The organism is Janthinobacterium foliorum (assembly GCF_978021625.1).
Window position 1 is genome coordinate 166,513 of sequence record NZ_CDXDQE010000009.1, and the last position, 21,990, is coordinate 188,502.

The following is a 21,990-nucleotide window of genomic DNA, read 5'->3' on the forward strand; positions in this document are numbered from 1 at the left end:
CCTGGCGAGCGCATCTGGCTCTGGCGGGAGCAGGCGGCGCCCGCCCTGCGCATGGCAACAGCCGCTCTCCTGCCAGCCTGGCGGGTCCATTGCCCGACGCCACGCGCCTCAACGTTCGCGCCATCGTCCCGTCCTGCCACCTCCGGCATGGCCACGCACTGGCATGCACTGGCCGTTTTCTCTTGATGCCAGCACATAGTTGATACTTGTGGTCAACAAAGATGGGCTACACTTGTCCTGGAGAGCGCTAAAATAGCGGCCCTCTCTTCCACGGCTTATCTGAGCAATCTCATCCCCTTTCCGACCCATGGCACTCGATCCTTCCACCATTCTCATCCTCACGACCGCCCTGGCGGCTGCCGCCGCACTGTACCTGGCCGTGGAATGGCGCGGCGTGCGCGAGAAATCGCTGCTGTTCTGGAGCGCGGGGTTCGCCGTCATCACCGTGGGCTGCGTCCTGGCCCTGTTGCGCAGCAGCGGCTTTTTGCTGATCGGGATCTGGTTTGCCAACGGCTTGCTGATCGCCGCGCACTGGCTGTTCCTGGCTGGCGTCGCCAGGTTCACGGACATGCGCCTGTCGCGCGCGTGGTATCTGCTGGCCTTCGCCTGGCTGGCCATGCTGTTGCTGCCCAACGAACCGTGGTGGTCCAGGGTGATGTTCGTCGTGCAATCATTGCTCATCGGCGGCATCAGCCTGCGCGCCAGCTTCCTGCTGCGTCCCCACGGCGTTTCCCTCAGCGTGGGCGCGGTGCAGCTGCGCTACGTGCTGCTGCTGCACGGTCTCTTCTACTGCGCCAAGGCGGGCGCCACCGTGGCGCTGCATGCCTTCGTCGACCTGGCCTCCTTCCGTGGCGAAGTCATCCAGATCTCGCTGGTGGAAGGCGCCATGGCGATCATGCTGATCGCCTTGTCCATGACGGGCACGGAGCGCCACCGCCGCGAAGAGCGCATCGAGCAGCTCGCCGCGCGCGACCCACTCACCGCCCTGTACAACCGCCGCGCCCTGGACCAGCGCGCCCCCGCGCTGCTGCAGCAGGCCTCGCCCCACAGCCCCGGCGCCTTGCTGCTGATCGACATCGACAACTTCAAGCAGGTCAACGACCTGCACGGTCACAGCGCCGGCGACAAATTGCTGGTGGCGCTCAGTGAAATGATCTGCAATACCCTGCCGCCCGGCACCCTTGCCGCCCGGCTGGGCGGGGACGAGTTCGTGATCCTGCTGCGCGGCGCCAGCAGCGACAGCGTGGTGATGCTGGGCGATGCCCTGCGCGGCATGTTCGGCCAGATGGCGCAGCAGGCGTTTGTCACGCCCAAGGCAGTGACCCTGAGCGTGGGCGGCACCTTGTTCGAGCGGCCGCCGGCAAGCCTGGCGGCGCTGCTCGAACTGGGCGACGCCGCCTTGTACGCGTCAAAGCGCGACGGGCGCAACAGCGTGCGGGTGGTGCGGGCCGGCTGACGTCCGCCGCTTTCGCGCACGCATGCGGGCCCTGAAAAAAGCCGTTTGCAAAAGAACAGGCGCCGTCATTGCCCGCCATGCACAAGCAGCGCGTACAGCTCGGCCACCCGTTCCACCGTGATGCCCTCGCGCTGTTCCACGGCCAGCGGGTGGTCCGTCGGTTCCAGCTCGAGGCACGGGCGTATGCCGTCGTCGCGCAAGTGCACGCGGGTCTTCAGGTTCAGGGTGGCGGGATAGACGGGCAGCTGGGTACTGAGCCAGCCGAAGAAGGGGCCGATGTGCGAACGCTTCGCATCATGGAAGCAGGCGTCCCAGGCGTCGAAGCTGTCGCCGCCGAGCGAAACCCACACGCCCCAGCTGAACGGCTCATCCGCGCCATGCACGGGGATGTCGATGGTGGCGCGCACGAAGCAGTGTGTTTCGTCGACGATGCAGGCGTCGCTGTCGCGCTGGCAGCGCGCGGCCCGTTCGGCCGGCGTCATTTGCTCGTACAGCCACGGCGCATCGGCGCCGAAGCTGGGCATGCCCGTGTGCGTCTCGCCGCAGGAGCGGCACAAAAAAGTAAGCGTCATGGAAAAGTTGCGTCGGTCGGAGCAGCAGCGGCACGCCGCGTCATCGGAAAAGCTTGCCGGGCATCATCGGACAAGCTTGCCGGCCAAGGATGGCGCCGGATGGCACTGCGCCTCGGCGGCCCCGCTCATCCGGCCTGCGCCATCATTCAAACTGTTTGCGGAAGGCCTCGAACTGCGCCGCCAGGCCGTCGAAATCGCTGCGCAGCTGCAGCACTTCCTGTTCCAGCTGGGCGACACGGCTGCCCTGCTGCGGCGCGCTGACGGCGCCGGCAAAACCGGCCGCCGTCTCGCTCTGCGCCAGCGCTTCCTCGCCGCCCAGCAAGTGGCCGTAGCGCGGTTCCTTGGCGCCCGGGGCGACGGCCAGCCTGGCCACCAGCGGCGGGTATTTGTCGATCAGGAATTGCAGGCCGGACTCCACTTCCGCCACGGACTTGAAGTCATGCACGCGGCCGCTGCGGCTGCGGATCTCGCCCGCCGTCTGCAGGCCGCGCAGCATCAATATCGTCAGGATGGCCAGCTTGTCCTGCTCCAGCGACCACTTGATGCGCATGCGGTGCTCGTACTTGGCGACGCGGGCGCCCGCCTGCGTGATGCCGTTGACGAACTTGCGCTGCATCAGGCGCTGCAGCACGTCGTACACGGTTTCCTCGGACAGGGCCATGACGGGGTCGCGGCTGGACAATTGATTGCAGCCGTTGGTCAGGGCGTTCAGCGACAGCGGATAGCTGTCCGGCGTCAGCGCTTCCTTTTCGGCCAGCACGGCCAGCACGCGGATCTCGAAGGGGTCGAGCAGATTGGGATTGTCGCTGCTTTTGTCAGCTGCCGTCACATCAGTATTCATGCATAAATCCTTAATCGACCAGTTTGTTCATTTGCTCGGAATCAAATTTATCACATTCAGGCACGGCCTGGCAGCAAATGCCCGCCGCCTTCAGGGTGGCGAGGATGGTTTCGATGCGCTGCTCCTGCGCCACGGCGTGCGTAATCAGGCCCTGCAGGGCTTTCGACAGCGGATCGTCGCCGTTCGGCGTGACGCCATAGGCGGCAAACAGATGCGCCGTGCTGCCTTCGCGCAAGGCGTTGACGTCCTTTTGCACGATATGCGCGGGGTTGCCCACGGCCGTGCCGCCGGCCGGCACGGGTTTCAGGAGCACGGCGTTCGAGCCCACCTTGGCGTACTCGCCCACCGTGAAATTACCCAGCACTTGCGCACCGGCACCGACGATGACGCCCCGCTCCAGGGTCGGATGGCGTTTGGCGCCACTGTGCAGCGAGGTGCCGCCCAGCGTCACGCCCTGGTAGATGGTGCAGTCGTCGCCGACGACGGCCGTCTCGCCGATCACCACGCCGAAGCCATGATCGATGAAGACGCGCCGGCCGATGGTGGCGCCCGGGTGGATCTCGATGCCCGTGATGATGCGGCCGATATACGAAATGAAGCGCCCCACCCACTTCATGCGCCGCGTCCAGCACCAGTGCGCCCAGCCGTGCATGACGATGGCGTGCAAGCCCGGATAACAGGTCAGCACCTCCCAGCCATTGCGGGCGGCGGGGTCACGTTCGATGATGCTGTTGATGTCTTCGCGCAGGTGGTGGAACATAAGACGGATTTCTGAATGGGTAAGAGACAAGACGCAAATGGTAGCGTATTCGGCGGCGTGCTGCCGGAGAGGCAGATAAACAAGCGCCGCCTCGAGGGCGGCGGCTTATGAAAGTAGCGCTACAAAACGTTCAGGGCAAGGCGCATTGCCGAAGACAGTACGCAAGTACGGCGAGGCAATGCAACGCCGCCCTGGACGTTATTTAGCCTTCTTTCGCGATGCGCTGGCGGCGGGCTTCGTACAGGCACACGCCGGAAGCCACGGACACGTTCAAACTCTCGACGGAGCCGAACATCGGGATGCTGACGAGCATGTCGCAGGTGTCGCGCGTCAGGCGGCGCATGCCTTCGCCTTCGGAACCCATGACCAGGGCGGTCGGGCCCGTGAAATCGGCTTCGTACAAGCCTTTTTCGCCATCGTCGGAAGTGCCGATCAGCCAGATGCCGCGGTCCTTCAGTTCACGCATGGTCCGCGCCAGATTCGTCACGGTGATGTACGGGACGGTTTCGGCGGCGCCGCTGGCGACCTTGGCGGCCGTGGCGTTCAGGCCCACGGCGCGGTCCTTCGGCACGATGACGGCATGGGCGCCGACGCCGTCGGCCACGCGCAGGCAGGCGCCCAGGTTATGCGGGTCGGTGATGCCGTCGAGAATCAACAGCAGCGGCGGGCCGTCGATGGCGTCCAGCAGTTCATCCAGATTGCGCGCCAGCGACAGCTGCGAGGCGAAGGCGATCACGCCCTGGTGGCGGCGCGTGCCGACGATCTTGTCCAGGCGCGAGGAATCGACGGGCATGACGCGCACGCCGGCCGACTTGGCGGCGGCGATCATGTCCTTCATGCGGCCGTCGACACGGCTGGCATCGACGAAAATTTCTTCCACGGACGACGCTTCATGACGCAGACGCGAGGTGACGGCGTGGAAGCCGAAAATCATTTTATTCTTCATTTGTTATCGTTTCTTTTATCGCTTGTTCTTGCTTGATTTTGATACAGTTTTTGCTGCACGTGGTGCCGCCGCAGCGGGTGCCGCGGCTGGTTTCTTGCTGCGCTTCGGCGCGCCCTTCGGCGCGGCCTTGGCGGCTGCCTTCGGCGCGGCGGCCTGCGGCGCGGCCTTGGCTGCGGACTTGGCGCCATTGGCGCGGTTGCCGGAACCGTTGCCAGCCTTGACGCTGGTCTTGATCTCGTGGCGCTGCTCGGTCGCGGGACCGGGCTTGACCATCGATTTCTTTTCGCCCTTGCGCTTGCCGGCGCCGTTCGGCTTGGCTGGCGCTTCTTCGCCCGCCTGCTCCGCCTCGGTCACCAGGCGCAGGTCGATCTTGCGCGTTTCCAGATCGACACGCGCCACTTGCACCGTCAAACGGTCGGTCAGCTGGTAGCGCTTGCCCGTGCGTTCGCCGCGCAGTTCATGGCGCGCATCGTCGTACTGGAAGTAATCGGTGCCCAGCTCGGTGACGTGCACCAGGCCTTCGACAAACAGGGTATCGAGCTGCACGAACACGCCGAAGGTGGTCACGCCCGTGATGGTGCCGGTGAACTCTTCGCCCAGCTTGTCTTGCATGAAGTAGCACTTGAGCCACGCTTCGACGTCGCGCGACGCTTCGTCGGCGCGGCGCTCGTTGGCCGAGCAATGCACGCCCAGCGCGTCCCAGATGGTCAGGTCCGTCTTCTTCGGCTTGCCGTCGGCCTTGTCCTTCGCCTGCTGCTTGCGCGTGGCGTTCGACACGTTCGTGTTCAGCACAACCTTGTCGGACAGCTTGGGCTCGTATTTCTTGCCTTGCAGAATCGCCTTGATGGCGCGGTGCGTCAGCAGGTCGGGATAGCGGCGGATCGGGCTGGTGAAGTGGGCATACGCCTCGTACGCCAGGCCGAAGTGACCGATATTGTCCGGGCTGTAGACGGCTTGCTGCATCGAGCGCAGCAGCATCGTTTGCAGCAGGGCCGCATCGGGACGCTGCTTGATCTGCTGCATCAGGGTCTGGTAATCGGATGCCGATGGCGTATCGCCGCCCGTCAGGTTCAAGCCCACCTGCTTGAGGAAGGTGCGCACTTGCGTGAGCTTTTCCTTGGTCGGGCTGGCGTGGATGCGGTAGGTGCCGGGGTGCTTGTTACGCAGCAACAGATCGGCCGCGCAGACGTTGGCCGCCAGCATGCACTCTTCGATGATCTTGTGCGCTTCGTTGCGCGTGCGCGGAATGATCTTTTCGATCTTGCCGGCGCTATTGCAGACGATATACGTTTCCGTCGTCTCGAAATCGATGGCGCCCCGCTCCATGCGCGCTTTCAGCAAGGCGCGGTAGACGGCTTCCAGGTTTTGCAGGTGCGGCAGGATATCCGCGCGGCGTGCCGCTTCGGGTCCCTTGGTGTTGCCCAGCACGGCAGCGACTTCGTCATACGTGAGGCGCGCGGCGGAATGGATGACGGCGGGATAGAACTGGTAAGCCTTCAGTTCGCCCTTGTCGCTGACGACGGCGTCGCAGACGAGGGTCAAACGGTCAACGGCCGGGTTCAGCGAGCACAGGCCATTCGAGAGTTTTTCCGGCAGCATCGGAATCACGCGGCGCGGGAAGTATACGGAGGTGCTGCGTTCGAGCGCATCGGTATCGAGCGCGTCGTTCGGTTTCACGTAATGGCTGACGTCGGCGATGGCGACGATCAGGCGGAAGCAGTTGGCACGGCCCACCTTGACGGGTTCGCAGTACACGGCATCGTCGAAGTCGCGCGCATCCTCGCCATCGATAGTGACGAGCGGCACGTCGCGCAGGTCGACACGGTCTTTCAGGTCGGCGGCGCGCACTTCGAATGGCAGCTTTTCCGCCTGCTTCAAGGCGGCGGCGGAAAAGACGTGCGGCACATTGAATTTGCGTACAGCAATCTCGATTTCCATGCCGGGATCATCGAGGGCACCGAGCACTTCGACGATCTTGCCGACGGGCTGCTTGAAGCGCATGGGCTGCTCGGTCAGCTCGACGCTGACGATCTGGCCGGCTTTCGCCTTGCCCACCGAACCGGTGACCAGAATGTCCTGGCCGATGCGCTGGTCTTCGGGCGCCACCACCCAGTTGCCGTTTTCCTGGATCAGGCGGCCGATGACGTGGGTGTTGGCGCGCTGCGTGACTTCCACGATCGTGCCTTCCGGACGGCCGCGGCGGTCGGTGCCGACGATGCGGGCCATGACCTTGTCGCCATGCAGTACCTTCTGCATTTCTTTCTCAGGCAGGAACAGGTCGGCGCTGGCATCGTCGGGAATGACGAAACCGAATCCATCGCGGTGGCTGGTGACGCGACCGGCGACGAGCGCGCTCTGGTCTGCCAGCGAGAATACGCCGCTGGCGTCAGACTTGAGCTGGCCGTCGCGCTCCATCGCCTTCAGGCGACGGACCAGGACATCCATGGAATCGGCATGCACTTGCAGCGTTTTCCCGAGAGACTGCGGATCGAGAGGCGCGTTGACGCTGCGGAATATGCCGAGAATGTCCTCCCGGCTGGGGATGGTGTGGGTATTTTGGCTCAAAAGTATTTCTATAGTTGTTATTGACAGTGATCAAACGGAGAACAAAGACCGATGACATCACCGTCAATATTGACGCGGTGATGTCCGGTAGTGTACCGGACGACGCCTTGGTTTGCCTAACGGACAGCGTAGCGGAAACAGTACAAGCACCCCGCCGATGAAAAAAAGGAGAAAAGCTGCGCAATGCATTTGACTTCGGCAAATATTGCTCTATAATCTCGGTCTCTTGCAGCGACAAACCTTCACGGGAATGCAGTTGCAGGAAAGCGGTACAGGGTTGATGTGCAGTATGGAGCGAAAGCTCATCTGGCGCAAAACTCTTCAAGTCGCTATAATAGCAGAATTGTTGCAGTAAGTTGTTTTGCAACAAATACTCGAGCAGTAAAAAGTAGTAAGTCAGCAGCATCAGTGCCCACGTGGCGGAATTGGTAGACGCGCATGGTTCAGGTCCATGTGCCTTCGGGTGTAGGGGTTCGAGTCCCTTCGTGGGCACCATACCTAATTCGCTAAAAAGCCGCAAACTTTCACGAGTTTGCGGCTTTTTTCATGTGCACGGCAAAACCTTGCTTCGCAGGCACGCTGCCCTCCTCGCCACCGCGTTCAATACCCATTTGCCCCGGCAATCCCCCCCCCTCCTTGATGCCAGCCGCCCCGAATCCGCAGGCAAAGAGCGACGAAGATGGGCAACGCCACCCACGCCCCCTGCATTCGCCGCGCATCGCCACATGGCCAGGCAGGCACCGGCCAGCACCACGACGGCGCAAAAGCGCTGAAAAAACAGGCAGATTTACGCTTTTTTCATAGGGAAAGACGCTTTTCGGAAGAAAAAACATGTTTCTTGAAGAAAAGTGCAAAATGTTGATTGACCGAATGCGCGCCAGCCCTTATGATTTTGTCCTCGCTGCAGAACACGCAGCGACAAGCAGCAAGCAGCAAGCAGCAACAATGCCCACGTGGCGGAATTGGTAGACGCGCATGGTTCAGGTCCATGTGCCTTCGGGTGTAGGGGTTCGAGTCCCTTCGTGGGCACCACCAGCAACGAGTCGTTTTCGTTGTGGTCCGCAGTAAAAAGTAGTAAGGTAGCACAGCAGTTAGCAGCACAATGCCCACGTGGCGGAATTGGTAGACGCGCATGGTTCAGGTCCATGTGCCTTCGGGTGTAGGGGTTCGAGTCCCTTCGTGGGCACCACCAGCAACGAGTCGTTTTCGTTGTAATCCGCAGTATAGTAGTGAGACATAGCAGTAAGCAGCAACAAGCAGCATCAGTGCCCACGTGGCGGAATTGGTAGACGCGCATGGTTCAGGTCCATGTGCCTTCGGGTGTAGGGGTTCGAGTCCCTTCGTGGGCACCATTACCTAATTCGCAAAAAAGCCGCAAACTTTCACGAGTTTGCGGCTTTTTTCATTCCAGAATGCCGCGCGATCTTCCCGACCTGCGGCACCCTCCCCTTATTTGGCCAGCGCCGCCTTCACGGCATCAAACAGGGTCGTCGTCGGACGGCCAATCAGCGCGCTCAACTGCCTGCCATTGTCTTCCAGGCCGCCCTTGGCCGCGCCCGCATCGGAATCGGCCAGCAGGTCGGCAAAGCCTTCCGGCACGCCCACGCCCACCAGCGCCGCCTTGAAGTCCGCCTGCGGCAGATCCTTGTAGACGATCGCCTTGCCCGACTGGCGCGCCACTTCGGCCGCGTATTCCGCCAGGGTAAAGCCATGGTCGCCGGCCAGCTCATAGATGGCCTGCGGCTGGTTTGCCGTCAGCACCACCGCGGCGGCGGCGGCGTAGTCCAGGCGCGCGGCCGACGAGAAGCGGCCATCTTGCGCCGCGCCCAGCACGACACCATGCTCGAGCACGGGTGCCAGGTGTTCCGTATGGTTTTCCAGGTACCAGCCATTGCGCAGGAAACTGTAGGGCAGGCCCGATGCGCGGATGGCCGCTTCCGTGATCACGTGCTCTGCAGCCAGGCCCAGCGGCGTGGTGTCGGCGCGCAGCACGCTGGTGTAGGCCAGCAAGGCGACGCCGGCGCGCTTGGCCGCATCGATGACATTCTGGTGCTGCTGCGCGCGCTGGCCCACTTCGCTCGACGAGATCAGCAGGATTTTCGTTGCGCCCTGGAAAGCGGCGTCGAGGCTGGCGCCATCGTTGTAATCGGCCTGGCGCACCTGCACGCCCTTGGCGGCAAGGCCGGCAGCCTTGGCCGGGTTGCGCACGGCGGCGATGATCTGGTTTGCGGGAACGGATGCGAGCAGGCTGGCAATGACGTGCTGGCCCAGATTGCCTGTGGCGCCGGTGATGACGATCATGATTTCTCCTTGGTACGTGGGTGGTAAAACCCTATAATAGGACTATTACTTACTTATTGTAAGTACGTACCTTTTGGTAAGTATGAATCAATTTTATTTTCAAGGCCAACTATCATGTCCACAGACACTCCCGGCGCCAGCATGCGCGCCGCCCTCGCCCGCCAGAACCAGGGCGCGCACCTGCTGGCCGCCGCCTGCCCGTCACGCGCTGTGCTCAGCCACCTGACCAGCCGCTGGGCCGTGCTGGTGCTGGTATTGCTGCTGAGCGGCACGCGCCGCTTCAGCGAACTGCGCCGCGAAGTGGGCGGCGTCAGCGAAAAAATGCTGGCGCAAACACTGGAAGCGCTGGCCGGCGACGGCTTCGTGCTGCGCCAGGCCTACATGGTGATCCCGCCGAAGGTGGAATACAGCCTGACGCCGCTGGGACGCGAGGCGGCCGAGCGGCTGGCCGTACTGGTCGACTGGATCGAGGACAACTACCCGCGCATCGAGCAGGCGCGGGCGGACCTGGCCGCGGCGCCGGCAGCGCAACACGCGGCCTGACCGCATGCAAACGCATACCCAAACGCATTGCTTTTAGTCATCAAGAATTATCGTTTACTCCTCCTTGCCTTGATGTAATACTAGCCCCATGAAACGCGTAAGGGCGCGACACCATGAATCAGTTGATTTCCTCCATCGCCGACCGGGCCAATGTGCTGTTGGTCAGCAATTCGCCGAGCGATGTGCGCGAACTGCTGTATGTGCTGGACCGGCACAACCTGGGCACGGGACTGGCCGGCGATGTCGACGAGGGCGTGGAACTGGCCGCCGGCGGCACCGACCTGATCCTGCTCGACGCGGCCCTGGCCGGCACGAACATCGGCGCGGCCTGCATGCGCCTGCGCAATGCGGGCGGGCGCCACGGCGTGCCGCTGCTGCTGATGTCGTCCAAGCCCAGCGCCGAAGAGCAAGGCCGCAGCGTGGGTGCCGGCGCCAGCGACTACATCAAGATGCCTTTCAATGCGCGCGACGTGGCGGAAAAAATCCTCATGGAACTGGCGCTGCACAAGGCCGATGCGCCTGCACCGTCTGCCGCCACGCCGCCGCGCCCCCTGCATCCGCAAACGCTGGAAGTCAATTACCACTCCATCCTGGCCGGCTCGCCCGACGCCGTCCTGCTGTTTGACATCGATAACAAGCTGCTCATCGACGCCAACCACCTGGCCGAAGAGCTGTTCGGCATGCCGCTGGCCGACCTGCTGCAAGGCGGCATGGAACCGCTGTTTCCCAAGAAACAGTCCGATGGGCGCGCCTCGCCACAATTGCTGGAAGAAAAGATACGCGCCACCTTGCAAGGCAAGATCGTCGTCTTCCGCGCCACCTGCTGCCACCGCGACAGCCACCCGATCGCCTGCGAAATCCGGCTGATGCGCCTGTCCGTGCCAGGCCGCCAGCTGGTGCATGCGCGCATCATCGACCTGACGGAACGCAACCTGGCCGAAGCGATGCGCGCGGGCCAGAGCGCCCTGCTGGAAATGGTCGCCAAGGGCGCGCCCCTGATTCCCACCCTGAACCAGCTGCTGCTGCTGATCGAAGGCCAGTCGCGCGGCGTGTACTGCTCCATCATGCTGCTCGACGACGACGGCATCCACATGCACAGCGCGGCCGGCCCCAGCCTGCCGCCCGACTACATGGCCCTGCTCGAAGGTGTGGCCATCGGCCCCGGCGTGGGTTCCTGCGGCACGGCCATGTTCCGGCGCGAGCCCGTCATCGTCAGCGACATCATGCACGACCCGCTGTGGGCGCCCTACCGCGCACTGGCCGCGCCATTCGGCTTGCGCGCCTGCTGGTCGCGCCCCATCTTCGGCCAGGATGGCGCCGTGCTGGGCTCGTTTGCCATGTATTACCGCGAGGTGCGCAGTCCCGATGCGCACGACCAGGGCCTGATCGACACGGCCACCGACCTGGCCGGCATTGCCATTGGCCGCATGCGCCACGAACGCGAGCTGCAGCGCCACCGGGCCCATCTGGAAGAACTGGTGGCCGAACGCACGGCCGCCCTCACGCAGGCGAAGGAACAATCGGAGCAGGCCAACCGCGAACTGGCGGCCGCGCTGGAAAACCTGTCCATCACGCAAGGCGAACTGGTGCGGCGCGACAAGCTGGCCGCGCTGGGCGCGCTGGTGGCCGGCATCGCGCATGAACTCAATACGCCGATCGGCAACGGCCTCGTGGTGGCCACCACCATGGCCGAGCGCACGCGCGAAATCCAGGCCAGCTTCCTCGACGGCCTGCGCCGCTCCGAGCTGGAAACCTATCTGGCGCAGGCCAGCGAGGCGGACGCCATCATGCTGCGCAATCTGCAGCGCGCGGCCGACCTGGTGTCGAGCTTCAAGCAGATCGCCGTCGACCGCGCCAGCTCGCAGCGCCGCCATTTCCTGCTGCGCCAGTTCATCGCCGAACTGATGCTGCCCATGTCCACCCCGCTCAAGGCGGCCAGCCTGAGCCTGACGCAGGACGTGCCCGACGACCTGGCCATGGACAGCTATCCCGGTCCGCTGGGCCAGGTGCTGAGCAACCTGCTGGAAAACTGCCTGCGCCATGCATTCGAAGGGCGCAGCGGCGGCGGCATCGCCATCACGGCGCGCGGCAGCGAGGATGGCCGGAACATCACCCTGTCCATCGCCGACACGGGCGTGGGCATTCCCGCCGACGACCTCACGCATATCTACGACCCGTTCTTCACCACCAAGCTGGGGTCCGGCGGCTCGGGGCTGGGCTTGCACGTGGCGCACAATATCGTCACGGGCGTGCTTGGCGGCCATATCGACGCCAGCAGCAGCCCCGCCGGCACCACCTTCACCTTGCTGCTGCCTGCCGTGGCGCCCCAGTCGGGTGCCGCCTGACGCCCGGGCGCGCTACAATGCCCCCAGCGTTTTTTTGAGGGAGCATTGCCATGAAATACATTTTCGCCACCATGCTGCTGGCCCTGTGCGCCAGCGCCTGGGCCGGTCCCGCCCCCTGGTACCAATGGCGCAGCAAGGTCGACGGCACCCTGTCGTGCGCCCAATCCACCTTGGGATTTGGCTGGGAACTGGCCTCGGGACCATACAAAGATAGCCGTTGCGAAAAACCGGTGCTTGTTAAATAATGGGGCCATGACAACACGGGGCAGCCGGCTTAGATGACTTAAAACAGCAAGCGATGGCAATGCGGCGTCGAAAGAGTATGGAACGATAAGAACGTATCTATTCAAACCGAGGAGACCACATGTTTACGAATCCGGAACAATTCGCATCGGCCACCAAGGCCCTGTTTGAATTCCAGCTGATGACCTTCAACACGCTCACGACCAAGGCCGTGCAAGGCGTGGAGCAGGTGCTGGCACTGAACATGGCCACCGCCAAGTCCGGCATCGAGGATGGCATCGCCGCCGGCAAGGAAATCAGCCAGGCCAAGGATCCGAAGGCCGCCATGGCCGCCGCTGCCGCCCAGCTGCAACCGGGCGTGGCCGGCGCCAAAGCGTACAAGCAGCAACTCGACGACATCATCAAGGAAATCCACACGGAATTCACCACGGCCGCCGAAGCCCACGTGGCCGAAGCGAAAAGCAACTTGAGCGCGCTGATCTACGACGTCACGAAAAACGTGCCGCCCGGCTCGGAAAACGCCGTGGCCATCGTCAAGGCCGCCATCGACAACGCCTTCCTGGGCTACGAACAAGTCACCAAGGCCACGAAACAGGCCGTGAAAACGGTGGAAGAACAGATCGCCAAGGCCAGCGCGCAAGTGGCGCAAGCCACGGAAAAAGCCACGGCCGGCGCCACGGCAGCGGCTGACAAGGCGGCGCCCGCCGCCAAGCCGAAGGCCACTAAAAAGTAAGGACGTAGGTCGGATTAGCGGGGCAAGGCCGCGCGTAATCCGACGCATTGCCGGCTTTGCCGTGGTGTCGGATTACGCGCTTGCGCGCTAATCCGACCTACCCCCAATCCGGCCTACAAGGAATCGACCGGGGTAATCCGGTACACGCAGCGCCTTCCCCCCTCCAGCAGATATTCCTTGCGCTCCACCGTGCAATCGCTTCCCAATACCCGTTGGAAGATGGCCAGCTCCGAGCGGCAGAAATTCTGGCACGCCGTGGCCGCCGCGCAGATGGGGCAATGGTTTTCCACCAGCAGCACGCTGCCATCGTCTTGACGCTCCGCATGGGCCATGTAGCCTTCGCCGTCGCGCGCGCGGGCCAGGCTGCCCACGCGCCGCGCCAGATCATCCCTCGCATCGACCAGGCTGGCATAGGCCGCCTCGCTGCTGCGCTCGCGCGCGCCGATCAGCTTATCCAGTCCCTCCTCGCCGAACAGGGCTTTCACTTGCGCGATCAATTCCAGGGTCAGGTCCGCATGGCGGTCGGGAAAGCGCGCATGGCCCGCCGGCGTCAGCTGCCAGCGGCGCGACGGCCGTCCCACCTTGTCGGCCACGTCGTCGAAAGCCACCAGGCCCTTGTCCTGCGCCGCTTCCAGCTGGCGCCGCGCGCCCATGGAAGTGATATCGAGCAAGGCCGCCAGCTGCTGCGCCGTCTGCGGCCCGCGCATTTTGAGCAGGAACAAGGTCTGCTCGGACGTGCTGGCGCTCATGCCACCGCCTTGGCATCGACGGCGCCGTCCAGCTGCCGGCGCCAGGCCGCCATGCGCCACGCGGCCCAGGCGGCCGAACCGGCGCCGGCGATGAGGATCAATCGCGTGTCGATCAGGGTCAGCACGGAACCGCTCAAGGCGACGACGATGTTGGCGATGCAAAAGGTCGTAGCCAGCAAGCCCATCACGGCACCCTGCCCGTGCGCGCTGAAGCGTTCGGCGCACCAGCCCTGAATCACCGTGTTGTACAGCGCGTTCGGAATGCCGAACAGCACGATGGCGGCGATGCCCACCCAGATATTGCCCATCGCTAGCACGCCCACGGCCAGCGCCACGCCGCAGGCATACCAGCTGGCCCGCAGCAAGGGCGCATGGCGGCTGGGACCGCCTGCAAGCAAGGAGGTGATGGTCATGGTGCCGCACAGGCCCACGTTCACCCAGGCAATCGCCTGCGCATGGTAATTGGCTGTCTCGACCAGCCACAGCGGATAGAACTCGTAAAAGCTGGCCACGCCGCAGGTCAGCGCCAGCTGCACGATGAACAGGGTGCGCAGTTCGTCGTGGCGCAGCAGGTTCAGCGAATGCTGGTCGCGCGCCACCTGCCACCAGGACGTGGTCAGCAACGAAGGCGTTTCACGCGGCAAGCCCACGGCCACCAGCACGGCGACGAGCATGAGGGCGCCGGCGGCGATCCAGAACGGCACCGTCACGCCCCAGTGCAGGGTGGCGCCCGCCAGGATGGGCCCCACCAGCCAGCCCAGGTAAAACGCGCCGTTCAGCCACGACATGGCGCGCAGGCGCAGCGGTCCCGTCAGCTGGTCGGCCAGCATCGCGCGCGCCACGGCGCCATTGCCCTCCAGCAAACCGGTGATGAAGCGGGCGACGATGAACAGCGGATACGACTGGATCACCAGCGCCCAGGCCGTGATGGCGTGGCCGATGGCGGCGCCCACGGCCGTGCGCATCAGCAAGGGGCGGCGGCCATAGCGGTCGGACAGCGGCCCCAGCAAGGCCGAGCCGATCAGCAGGCCCAGCGGATTGATGGTCAGCGCCAGGCCAAACAGCAGCTTGGAGGGCAAGCCGAGGAAATTATTGAAGGCATTCGGCGCTTCGGCCGCAAACAGCGGCGGCAGGATGGGATACGGCAGGGACGCGCCTATGGTCGACAGCAGCGCCAGCAAACAGGCGGCGGAAATCAGGAGGATATTTTTCATGCAGCCTTGACAGGTGTCTTGATGATAGTGATGCGGCAAGAATAGCCGGGGCCGGCACATAAGTAAACTAATTTGTTTATTAATTGGGGAAGGCGAACGGCAACCGTGCCGCCGCCGGCACGCGGCCCATGCTACAGTGCGCGCCATCCCCATGACACCAATCGACGACCTTCATGACCCTCTCCGACATCGAACGCGCCCATGGCTTTGCCTATCCGCCACTCTACAAGCAGCTCGAACGCGACGGCATGCTGGACGTGGGCGAATATGGACCCGACTGGTACCGGGAGGTCTACCCCACTTTGAAGGACCAGCCCACCCTGCTGCTGCATGCCGACGATTTCGAACTGCTGAGCGTCAAGGCCGTCGCGGCAGCGCTTGAGGAACTGGCCGATCCCGGGGATTACCGGCATATCGATCCCGCCTTGCGCTTCATGCCGTTCGCGCAAACGGGCGCCGGCGACCACTACTGCTTTTTCGCCAGCGGCCGGCAAGGCGACGACATGCCGGTCGTGCTGCTGTGGCACGACCAGGAGGAAGCCCAGTACCTGGCCAGGAATCTGCACGATTTCCTGTTTCTCATGCTGCTCAAGGGCATGGCCGACCAGGATACGTACAACGCGGTCAGCGACGGGGAATTCAGGGAGCAGCTGGAAAAAACCATGGCCACGCATGCGCGCTACCTGACGGCGCGCCAGGCGCAATTGCTGCAGGCCTTGCTGGCCAGGGATATCCTCGATTACGACGTGACGCTGCCGAAAGGACGCAAGGAGGCGCACCGGGGCTTGCTGACCGATATCGAACTGGCCAGCCTGCGCGCGGAATGCATTCCCTACGAAAAATTCGACAGCTGTTTTGCCTACGGCGCGCCCAGCTGAGCATGAAATCGCTGGGCAAGCGGCGGATGAAGGTTTAAACTGTATATAAACACAGTAAAGCCGATCACCTTGCATCTTGCCCTATTGATATTCCCATGCTGAGAGTCCTGGAAAATCCCCTGTACTATCTGGATAATTTCCAGGATGTGCTGAGCTGGATCGGCACGCGCTATGCCGACCTGCTGAGCGCTGAAGAAACCCAATTCATCGCCGACTACACCGCGCTGCCCCTGCCGTCGCGCGCCCTGTTCGTGCGCCTCGTCATGCGCAAGGGTTGTCTGTTTCGCGCCAGCAAACTCAATTACCCGGAAATCGGCGATACGCGCGCGGCCGCCCTGCCCCTGCTGGCAACGGGCTGGGTGGTGGCCGATCCCGTCATCTCGCTCGAAGAACTGTTCGAACTGCTGCTGAAGGCGGAAATCGCCCAGGCCTTCGATCTGGCCGCCCCCCTGAAAGGGGCGCGCAAGGCCGAGCAACTGGATGCCTTGCGCGAACAGCATGCGCAGGATCAAGCGTTTTCCGCCTGGCATCCTGCGTCCGCCGACGTGCTGTACCGCATCGGCATGCAGCCCCTGTGCGACCGTTTGCGCCTGATTTATTTTGGCAATTATCACCAGGACTGGTCGGAATTCGTGCTCTCCGACCTGGGCGTGTACCAGTACGAAAAAGTGGAATTCTCGCCCGCTTCGCGCGGTTTCCGCACGCGCCAGGATATCGAGCACTATGAAGTGCTGCACCAGTGCCGCGAGCGCTACAACGACGGCGCGCCAGCGGATGAAGTGCTGCAGGCACTGGTCGCGCTGCCCCTGCCGCCAGACAATACCTGGCTGGTCGGCCGGCGCGACAAGCTGTGCTTCCAGATCGGCCAGCACCTGGAAAAATGCCAGGACTGGCCCGCCGCCTACCGCGCCTATGCCGATTGCCGCTATCCGGGCGCGCGCGGGCGCGCCATCCGCGTGCTGGAAAAGGATGATCAAGCGCAAGCGGCCTACGACCGCCTGCTCATCGCCCTGGCCGCACCGGAAAGCGAGGCGGAACAGCAATTACTGCTGCGCATGGCGCCCCGACTGCGGCGCAAGCTGGGCCACGCCAAACAGGCGGCCAGTGCGGCGGCAAGCGTGGAGCGCATCGACCTGCTGCTGCCGCATCCAGGCCAGGCCTGCTATGTGGAAGGCGTGGTGCAGCAGCACCTGAGCCATGACGGCGCGCCGGTGTACTACGTGGAAAATACCCTGATCAATTCGCTGTTTGGCCTGCTGTGCTGGCCCGCCATCTTCAAGGCCATCCCCGGCGCCTTTTTCCACCCTTTCCACCGGGGCCCGGCCGACTTGCACAGCGCCGATTTCTACCTGCGCCGCAGCGCCGACTTCGCCGCCTGCCTGGCCCGGCTGGACGACGGCAGCTACCGGGCGGCCATCCGCGCCACCCTGGCCGCCAAGCACGGCATCGTCTCGCCGTTCGTCAGCTGGGACGTGCTGGGCGATGGCTTGCTGGACCTGGCGCTGGCGTGCATTCCCGCCGCGCACCTGAAAAAAGCGTTCGAACGCATCTTGCTCGACATTAAAAGCAACCGCAGCGGCTTTCCTGATTTAATCCAGTTCTGGCCGGCGGAACAGCGCTACCGCATGATCGAAGTCAAGGGACCGGGCGACCGCCTGCAAGACAACCAGCTGCGCTGGATCGCCTATTGCGCCCGGCACGCCATGCCCGTCAGCGTGTGCTACCTGCAATGGCAGGAGGCAGCATGAGCCGTGGCACTTACACCATCGCCGTGCGCGCCCTGTGCGAATTCACGGCCAAGGTGGGTGACCTGGACTTGCGTTTCACGCCGTCGCCCACGGCGCAGGAAGGCATGGCGGGCCACGCCACCGTCACGGGCCGGCGCGACGATGATTACCAGCGCGAAATCAGCCTTTCCGGCGACTTCGGGGCCTTGCACGTGCGGGGACGCGCCGATGGCTACGACCCGGCGCGGCGCCAGCTGGAAGAAATCAAGACCTACCGGGGCGAGCTCGACGCCATGCCCGCCAACCACCGCCAGCTGCACTGGGCGCAGGCGCGCATCTATGGCCACTTGCTGTGCCAGCAGCTGAACCTGCCCATGCTGCGCGTGGCGCTCGTGTATTTCGATATCGTGAGCCAGAAGGAAACGGTGATCCACGAGGAATGCACGGCCGAGGCGCTGCGCATCTTTTTCGAGCAGCATTGCGCCCTGTTCCTCGACTGGGCCGAGCAGGAGCTGGCGCACCGCGCCAGCCGCGATGCGCAGCTGGCGGCCATGGCCTTTCCCCACGCGGATTTCCGCCCGGGGCAGCGCCAGCTGGCCGAAGCCATGTACAAGGCCAGCAGCCGCGGCTGCGGCTTGCTGGCGCAGGCGCCCACGGGGATCGGCAAGACGGTGGGCAGCCTGTTCCCCATGTTGAAAGCCACGGCCGCGCACGGTCTGGATAAACTGTTTTTCCTCGCCGCCAAGGTACCGGGCCGGCAAATGGCGCTCGACGCCTGCGCCATCCTCAAAGACAGCGCGCCGCTGCTGCCCTTGCGCGTGCTGGAACTGAGCGCCAAGAGCAGCGCCTGCGAGCATCCGGACAAGGCCTGTCATGGCGAATCGTGTCCGCTGGCCAAGGGCTTTTACGACCGCTTGCCGCTGGCGCGCGAAGTGGCGCTGGCCAGCGGCTTGATCCTGGACAAGGAAGCCGTGCGCGCCATCGCCTTGCAGCAAGGTATTTGTCCGTACTACCTGGGCATGGAACTGGCGCGCTGGAGCGACGTCGTCATCGGCGACTACAATTATTATTTCGACCTCAGCGCCATGCTGTACGGCATGACCCTGGCGCACGACTGGAAGGTCAACGTGCTGGTCGACGAGGCGCACAATATGGTGTCGCGCGCGCGCAGCATGTACACGGCCGAACTGCAGCAGAGCAACCTGAAGCTGCTGCGCAAGTTCGCGCCCGACGCCTTGAAGAAGCCGCTGGACCGCCTGTCGCGCCAGTGGACGGCCCTGCTGAAGGAACAGGACGGCGACTACCATGTGCATGCGGCCCTGCCGGATAAATTCTTTGGCGCCCTGCAAGGCGTGGCGACGGCCATCGGCGACTACATGGCCGAGCACGCGACGGCGCTGGACGAGGACTTGCAGCGCTTTTACTTTGACGTGCTGCTGATCAACCGCCTGGCGGAAAGTTTCGGCGCCCATTCGCTGTTTGACGTCAGCAGAACGAATACGGGAGTCAATGCCGGCTCCACCGTCTGCATACGCAACATCGTCCCCGCGCCCTTCCTCAAGGAACGCTTCGCGGCCAGCCACAGCACGGCCCTGTTTTCCGCCACCCTGAGTCCGTGGAATTACTACAGCGACACCCTGGGCATGCCGGACGACACGGCCTGGGTCGACGTGGAGTCGCCCTTCCAGGCGGAACAGCTATCCGTGCGCGTGGCCGATACCATTTCCACGCGCTACCAGCACCGCGCCGCCTCGCTGCTGCCCATCGCCCAGCTGATGGCGCGCCAGTATGCGGAGACGCCAGGCAACTACCTGGCCTTTTTCAGCAGCTTCGACTACATGGAAAAGACGGCCACCCTGTTTGCCCAGCACTATCCCGACGTGCCCATCTGGCAGCAGCCCCGTCGCATGGATGATGCTGCGCGCGCGCAATTCCTCGGCCGTTTCGGCCTGGAAACGCGCGGCATCGGCTTCGCCGTGCTGGGCGGCGCGTTCGGCGAAGGCATCGACTTGCCGGGGGCGCGCCTGATCGGCGCTTTCATCGCCACCCTGGGCCTGCCGCAGATCAACCCCGTCAACGAGCAGATCCGTCAGCGCATGGGCGACATCTTCGGCGCCGGCTACGACTACACCTATCTGTATCCCGGCATGCAAAAGGTGGTGCAGGCAGCCGGCAGGGTCATCCGCACGCAGTCGGACAAGGGCGTCGTCTACCTGATCGATGACCGCTTTTCGCGCCCGGAAATCCGCCAGCTGCTGCCGACGTGGTGGGATGTGCAGCTGGCCGGCTAGCCCACCAGCAACCTGAGCTTCTGGTAGCCCGCCTTGCTCACTGGTATTCGCGTATCGTCGCGCAGGATGGCCACGTGGCTGTCTTTCGTCGCCGCCTCGATGCGGCGGATGCCGTCGATATTGAGCAGGTAAGAACGGTGCACGCGCAGGAATTTGGCGGGATCGAGCTGGGTTTCCAGCTCGCTCAAGCGCTGGCTCTTCAGGTAGGACTTGCCTTCGGAACGGATGCTGACGTAATCGTCCTGCGCCTCGATGTAGTCGATGCGGGCGCTGGCGATGACGTGGACCTTGGCGCCGTCGCGTATCAGCACGCGGTCCAGGGGCGCCGCGCGCGTGGCCGCCTCGCGCGCCGCCGCCTGCACGCCAGCCGAGGCGTCCGGCATGCTGCGCTGGGCCCGCGCATGGGCCAGCGCCTGCTCGAAGCGCTGTTCGCTGAAGGGCTTGAGCAGGTAGTCGAGCGCATGGCATTCGAAGGCTTTCAGGGCGTACTGGTCATAGGCCGTGACAAAGATCAGCCGCGTCTTTGATCCGATCAGTTCGGCCACTTCAAAGCCGTCCAGGCGCGGCATCTGGATGTCGAGAAACACCAGTTCCGGCTCCAGTTCCGCGATGGCCTTGACGGCCTCGAAACCATTGGCGCACTCGGCCACGATGTCGATATCGTCATGGCGCGCCAGGTATTCGCGCAGCACGCCGCGCGCCAGCAGCTCATCGTCGACGATGGCGACCCGCATTTTTGCCTGCATCATCTTTCCTCCGTCTCGCCGGTCTGCGCCGGCATCGATAGCGTCACTTCAAACATGTCGGCGCGCCGCGCCCAGTGCACGCTGGCCTCGTGGCCATACGCGCCAGCCAGGCGCTGGCGCACATTTTCCAGGCCCACGCCATTGCCGCGCGCCGCGGTCTGGTCCGCCTCCACCGGGTTGCGCAGCAAAATCTGCAGCAGGCTGCCCGCGCGCCGGACCTGGAGCGCGATCACGCCGCCCTCCGTCAAGCCGCAAATGCCATGCTTGACGGCGTTTTCCACGAGCGGCTGGATCAGCATGGGTGGCAGCAGGCAAGCCAGCGCCGCCTCGTCGATGCTTTCGTCGACCTGCAGGCGCGCGCCGAAACGCACTTGCTCGATGGCCAGGAAATGCCGGATCAGCAGCAGTTCCTGCTGCACGGTGATCTTCCGGTGCGCTTCCATGCTCAGGCTCTGGCGAAAGAAGCTGGCCAGCTGCAAGGTCATCTGCCGCGCGCCGGCCGCATTGATGGACGTCAAGGCACTGATGGAATTCAAGCTATTGAAGAGGAAATGCGGGTCGATCTGCGTGCGCAGCATGCGCAGCTGCGCTTCCTGCGCCATCAGCTGCGCTTCCAGCCCGCGCTGCTCGGCCATCCTGGCGCGCACGAATTCCAGCAGCAGATAATGCACGGCGGCGGCCAGGCAATACAGCAGCACGCCCAGGCCGAAAAACAGGGCCAGCAGCGAGGGCGCCAGGTTCACGCCCAGCCAGTGCACCTCCAGCAGCAGGCTGACGCTATTCAAAAATTGCAGCAGGGTGGCCCACAGCAAGCCGGCAAACAGGGCCGCCACGCCCATCACGCCGGCGATGGCGGCCGGATGGCGCGTGGTCAAGGGATAGGCGCGGCACAGGTAAAATGCGGAAAAGCCCGTGCCGATCGCATACACGAGCGTGGCGGGCACGACCAGCAAGGCGGCATTCAGCCAGGGCGCGTGGGCCACCCTGGCCAGCACGGACGCCAGGGCCAGGCCCAGTATCATGCAAACCAGCAATACCGCCACGGCGCCGCGCCGCTTCGACAAGGCCCCGGACATGCGC

Annotated in this window: 19 protein-coding genes and 4 tRNA genes; 13 read left to right on the forward strand and 10 right to left on the reverse strand. The window is 64.0% G+C overall.

Annotation, left to right across the window (positions count from 1 at the left end):
- Nucleotides 1-307: 307 nt before the first annotated feature.
- Nucleotides 308-1,456: a GGDEF domain-containing protein gene (locus tag ACZ92H_RS18825; protein WP_465050595.1), complete on the forward strand. Its 1,149-nt coding sequence runs from the start codon at nucleotides 308-310 to the stop codon at nucleotides 1,454-1,456.
- 65 nt (nucleotides 1,457-1,521) lie between these two features.
- Here the strand turns inward: ACZ92H_RS18825 and ACZ92H_RS18830 are convergent, their stop codons facing one another.
- The 5 genes from ACZ92H_RS18830 to rnr form a co-directional block, all read right to left on the reverse strand.
- Nucleotides 1,522-2,028 carry a DUF2199 domain-containing protein gene (locus ACZ92H_RS18830; RefSeq protein WP_131378542.1) on the reverse strand — a complete coding sequence of 169 codons (507 nt, stop codon included), beginning with the start codon at nucleotides 2,026-2,028 and terminating at the stop codon, nucleotides 1,522-1,524.
- Between the two features lie 142 nt (nucleotides 2,029-2,170).
- Nucleotides 2,171-2,869 (reverse strand): YceH family protein, encoded by a 699-nt coding sequence (locus ACZ92H_RS18835; protein WP_131378540.1) that lies wholly within the window; start codon nucleotides 2,867-2,869, stop codon nucleotides 2,171-2,173.
- A gap of 10 nt (nucleotides 2,870-2,879) precedes the next feature.
- On the reverse strand, nucleotides 2,880-3,629 hold the full coding sequence (cysE, locus tag ACZ92H_RS18840) for a serine O-acetyltransferase (protein WP_131378539.1): 750 nt from the start codon (nucleotides 3,627-3,629) through the stop codon (nucleotides 2,880-2,882).
- Between the two features lie 202 nt (nucleotides 3,630-3,831).
- Nucleotides 3,832-4,575: a 23S rRNA (guanosine(2251)-2'-O)-methyltransferase RlmB gene (gene rlmB / locus ACZ92H_RS18845; RefSeq protein ID WP_071324394.1), complete on the reverse strand. Its 744-nt coding sequence runs from the start codon at nucleotides 4,573-4,575 to the stop codon at nucleotides 3,832-3,834.
- Nucleotides 4,576-4,590: 15 nt separating this feature from the next.
- Complete coding sequence (rnr, locus tag ACZ92H_RS18850; protein ID WP_465050596.1) at nucleotides 4,591-7,140, reverse strand: ribonuclease R; 2,550 nt, start codon at nucleotides 7,138-7,140, stop codon at nucleotides 4,591-4,593.
- A gap of 410 nt (nucleotides 7,141-7,550) precedes the next feature.
- Here rnr and ACZ92H_RS18855 point away from each other — a divergent pair.
- The 5 genes from ACZ92H_RS18855 (at nucleotide 7,551) to ACZ92H_RS18875 (ending at nucleotide 8,492) form a co-directional block, all read left to right on the forward strand.
- Nucleotides 7,551-7,635 (forward strand) — tRNA-Leu (locus tag ACZ92H_RS18855).
- A gap of 184 nt (nucleotides 7,636-7,819) precedes the next feature.
- Complete coding sequence (locus tag ACZ92H_RS18860; RefSeq protein WP_465050597.1) at nucleotides 7,820-8,002, forward strand: hypothetical protein; 183 nt, start codon at nucleotides 7,820-7,822, stop codon at nucleotides 8,000-8,002.
- Between the two features lie 85 nt (nucleotides 8,003-8,087).
- Nucleotides 8,088-8,172: transfer RNA gene (locus tag ACZ92H_RS18865), tRNA-Leu, on the forward strand.
- Between the two features lie 72 nt (nucleotides 8,173-8,244).
- Nucleotides 8,245-8,329: transfer RNA gene (locus tag ACZ92H_RS18870), tRNA-Leu, on the forward strand.
- A gap of 78 nt (nucleotides 8,330-8,407) precedes the next feature.
- Nucleotides 8,408-8,492: transfer RNA gene (locus tag ACZ92H_RS18875), tRNA-Leu, on the forward strand.
- Nucleotides 8,493-8,589: 97 nt separating this feature from the next.
- Here the strand turns inward: ACZ92H_RS18875 and ACZ92H_RS18880 are convergent.
- Nucleotides 8,590-9,441 carry an SDR family oxidoreductase gene (locus tag ACZ92H_RS18880; RefSeq protein WP_465050598.1) on the reverse strand — a complete coding sequence of 284 codons (852 nt, stop codon included), beginning with the start codon at nucleotides 9,439-9,441 and terminating at the stop codon, nucleotides 8,590-8,592.
- 114 nt (nucleotides 9,442-9,555) lie between these two features.
- On the opposite strand from ACZ92H_RS18880, the gene ACZ92H_RS18885 reads away from it, so the two are divergent.
- The 4 genes from ACZ92H_RS18885 (at nucleotide 9,556) to phaP (ending at nucleotide 13,305) form a co-directional block, all read left to right on the forward strand.
- Complete coding sequence (locus ACZ92H_RS18885) at nucleotides 9,556-9,984, forward strand: winged helix-turn-helix transcriptional regulator (RefSeq protein WP_465050600.1); 429 nt, start codon at nucleotides 9,556-9,558, stop codon at nucleotides 9,982-9,984.
- A gap of 113 nt (nucleotides 9,985-10,097) precedes the next feature.
- The gene (locus ACZ92H_RS18890; RefSeq protein WP_465050601.1) at nucleotides 10,098-12,329 is read left to right on the forward strand and encodes an ATP-binding protein; all 2,232 of its coding nucleotides are present in this window, start codon (nucleotides 10,098-10,100) and stop codon (nucleotides 12,327-12,329) included.
- 50 nt (nucleotides 12,330-12,379) lie between these two features.
- Nucleotides 12,380-12,574 (forward strand): hypothetical protein, encoded by a 195-nt coding sequence (locus ACZ92H_RS18895; protein ID WP_131378534.1) that lies wholly within the window; start codon nucleotides 12,380-12,382, stop codon nucleotides 12,572-12,574.
- A 119-nt stretch (nucleotides 12,575-12,693) separates the two neighbouring features.
- Nucleotides 12,694-13,305, forward strand: a complete 612-nt coding sequence (phaP, locus tag ACZ92H_RS18900; RefSeq protein ID WP_465050602.1) for a TIGR01841 family phasin — start codon at nucleotides 12,694-12,696, stop codon at nucleotides 13,303-13,305.
- 113 nt (nucleotides 13,306-13,418) lie between these two features.
- Here phaP and ACZ92H_RS18905 read toward each other — a convergent pair whose 3' ends face one another.
- Both ACZ92H_RS18905 and ACZ92H_RS18910 read right to left on the reverse strand, forming a co-directional pair.
- Nucleotides 13,419-14,054, reverse strand: coding sequence for a helix-turn-helix transcriptional regulator (locus ACZ92H_RS18905; RefSeq protein ID WP_465050603.1), 636 nt, complete (start codon nucleotides 14,052-14,054; stop codon nucleotides 13,419-13,421).
- Entirely contained in the window at nucleotides 14,051-15,268 is a 1,218-nt protein-coding gene (locus tag ACZ92H_RS18910; protein WP_465050604.1) for an MFS transporter, read from the reverse strand. The genes ACZ92H_RS18905 and ACZ92H_RS18910 overlap by 4 nt, the downstream gene beginning before the upstream one ends.
- Before the next feature lie 173 nt (nucleotides 15,269-15,441).
- On the opposite strand from ACZ92H_RS18910, the gene ACZ92H_RS18915 reads away from it, so the two are divergent.
- The 3 genes from ACZ92H_RS18915 (at nucleotide 15,442) to ACZ92H_RS18925 (ending at nucleotide 20,164) form a co-directional block, all read left to right on the forward strand.
- The gene (locus ACZ92H_RS18915) at nucleotides 15,442-16,146 is read left to right on the forward strand and encodes an SMI1/KNR4 family protein (RefSeq protein ID WP_465050605.1); all 705 of its coding nucleotides are present in this window, start codon (nucleotides 15,442-15,444) and stop codon (nucleotides 16,144-16,146) included.
- 95 nt (nucleotides 16,147-16,241) lie between these two features.
- The gene (locus ACZ92H_RS18920) at nucleotides 16,242-17,894 is read left to right on the forward strand and encodes a VRR-NUC domain-containing protein (RefSeq protein ID WP_465050606.1); all 1,653 of its coding nucleotides are present in this window, start codon (nucleotides 16,242-16,244) and stop codon (nucleotides 17,892-17,894) included.
- Nucleotides 17,891-20,164 carry an ATP-dependent DNA helicase gene (locus tag ACZ92H_RS18925; protein WP_465050607.1) on the forward strand — a complete coding sequence of 758 codons (2,274 nt, stop codon included), beginning with the start codon at nucleotides 17,891-17,893 and terminating at the stop codon, nucleotides 20,162-20,164. Before ACZ92H_RS18920 ends, ACZ92H_RS18925 begins: the two co-directional genes overlap by 4 nt.
- Here ACZ92H_RS18925 and ACZ92H_RS18930 read toward each other — a convergent pair.
- The gene (locus tag ACZ92H_RS18930; RefSeq protein WP_465050661.1) at nucleotides 20,161-20,898 is read right to left on the reverse strand and encodes a LytR/AlgR family response regulator transcription factor; all 738 of its coding nucleotides are present in this window, start codon (nucleotides 20,896-20,898) and stop codon (nucleotides 20,161-20,163) included. The two genes, ACZ92H_RS18925 and ACZ92H_RS18930, sit on opposite strands and share 4 nt — an antisense overlap.
- 11 nt (nucleotides 20,899-20,909) lie before the next feature.
- Nucleotides 20,910-21,986 carry a sensor histidine kinase gene (locus tag ACZ92H_RS18935; protein ID WP_465050608.1) on the reverse strand — a complete coding sequence of 359 codons (1,077 nt, stop codon included), beginning with the start codon at nucleotides 21,984-21,986 and terminating at the stop codon, nucleotides 20,910-20,912.
- Nucleotides 21,987-21,990 lie beyond the last annotated feature (4 nt).

Bases quoted from the DNA above. Each gene is read 5' to 3' on its own strand.
- ACZ92H_RS18825 (WP_465050595.1), top strand. From the start codon at position 308: ATGGCACTCGATCCTTCCACCATTCTCATCCTCACGACCGCCCTGGCG.
- ACZ92H_RS18830 (WP_131378542.1), bottom strand. From the start codon at position 2,028: ATGACGCTTACTTTTTTGTGCCGCTCCTGCGGCGAGACGCACACGGGC.
- ACZ92H_RS18835 (WP_131378540.1), bottom strand. From the start codon at position 2,869: ATGAATACTGATGTGACGGCAGCTGACAAAAGCAGCGACAATCCCAAT.
- cysE (WP_131378539.1), bottom strand. From the start codon at position 3,629: ATGTTCCACCACCTGCGCGAAGACATCAACAGCATCATCGAACGTGAC.
- rlmB (WP_071324394.1), bottom strand. From the start codon at position 4,575: ATGAAGAATAAAATGATTTTCGGCTTCCACGCCGTCACCTCGCGTCTG.
- ACZ92H_RS18860 (WP_465050597.1), top strand. From the start codon at position 7,820: ATGGGCAACGCCACCCACGCCCCCTGCATTCGCCGCGCATCGCCACAT.
- ACZ92H_RS18880 (WP_465050598.1), bottom strand. From the start codon at position 9,441: ATGATCGTCATCACCGGCGCCACAGGCAATCTGGGCCAGCACGTCATT.
- ACZ92H_RS18885 (WP_465050600.1), top strand. From the start codon at position 9,556: ATGTCCACAGACACTCCCGGCGCCAGCATGCGCGCCGCCCTCGCCCGC.
- ACZ92H_RS18890 (WP_465050601.1), top strand. From the start codon at position 10,098: ATGAATCAGTTGATTTCCTCCATCGCCGACCGGGCCAATGTGCTGTTG.
- ACZ92H_RS18895 (WP_131378534.1), top strand. From the start codon at position 12,380: ATGAAATACATTTTCGCCACCATGCTGCTGGCCCTGTGCGCCAGCGCC.
- phaP (WP_465050602.1), top strand. From the start codon at position 12,694: ATGTTTACGAATCCGGAACAATTCGCATCGGCCACCAAGGCCCTGTTT.
- ACZ92H_RS18905 (WP_465050603.1), bottom strand. From the start codon at position 14,054: ATGAGCGCCAGCACGTCCGAGCAGACCTTGTTCCTGCTCAAAATGCGC.
- ACZ92H_RS18910 (WP_465050604.1), bottom strand. From the start codon at position 15,268: ATGAAAAATATCCTCCTGATTTCCGCCGCCTGTTTGCTGGCGCTGCTG.
- ACZ92H_RS18915 (WP_465050605.1), top strand. From the start codon at position 15,442: ATGACCCTCTCCGACATCGAACGCGCCCATGGCTTTGCCTATCCGCCA.
- ACZ92H_RS18920 (WP_465050606.1), top strand. From the start codon at position 16,242: ATGCTGAGAGTCCTGGAAAATCCCCTGTACTATCTGGATAATTTCCAG.
- ACZ92H_RS18925 (WP_465050607.1), top strand. From the start codon at position 17,891: ATGAGCCGTGGCACTTACACCATCGCCGTGCGCGCCCTGTGCGAATTC.
- ACZ92H_RS18930 (WP_465050661.1), bottom strand. From the start codon at position 20,898: ATGCGGGTCGCCATCGTCGACGATGAGCTGCTGGCGCGCGGCGTGCTG.
- ACZ92H_RS18935 (WP_465050608.1), bottom strand. From the start codon at position 21,986: ATGTCCGGGGCCTTGTCGAAGCGGCGCGGCGCCGTGGCGGTATTGCTG.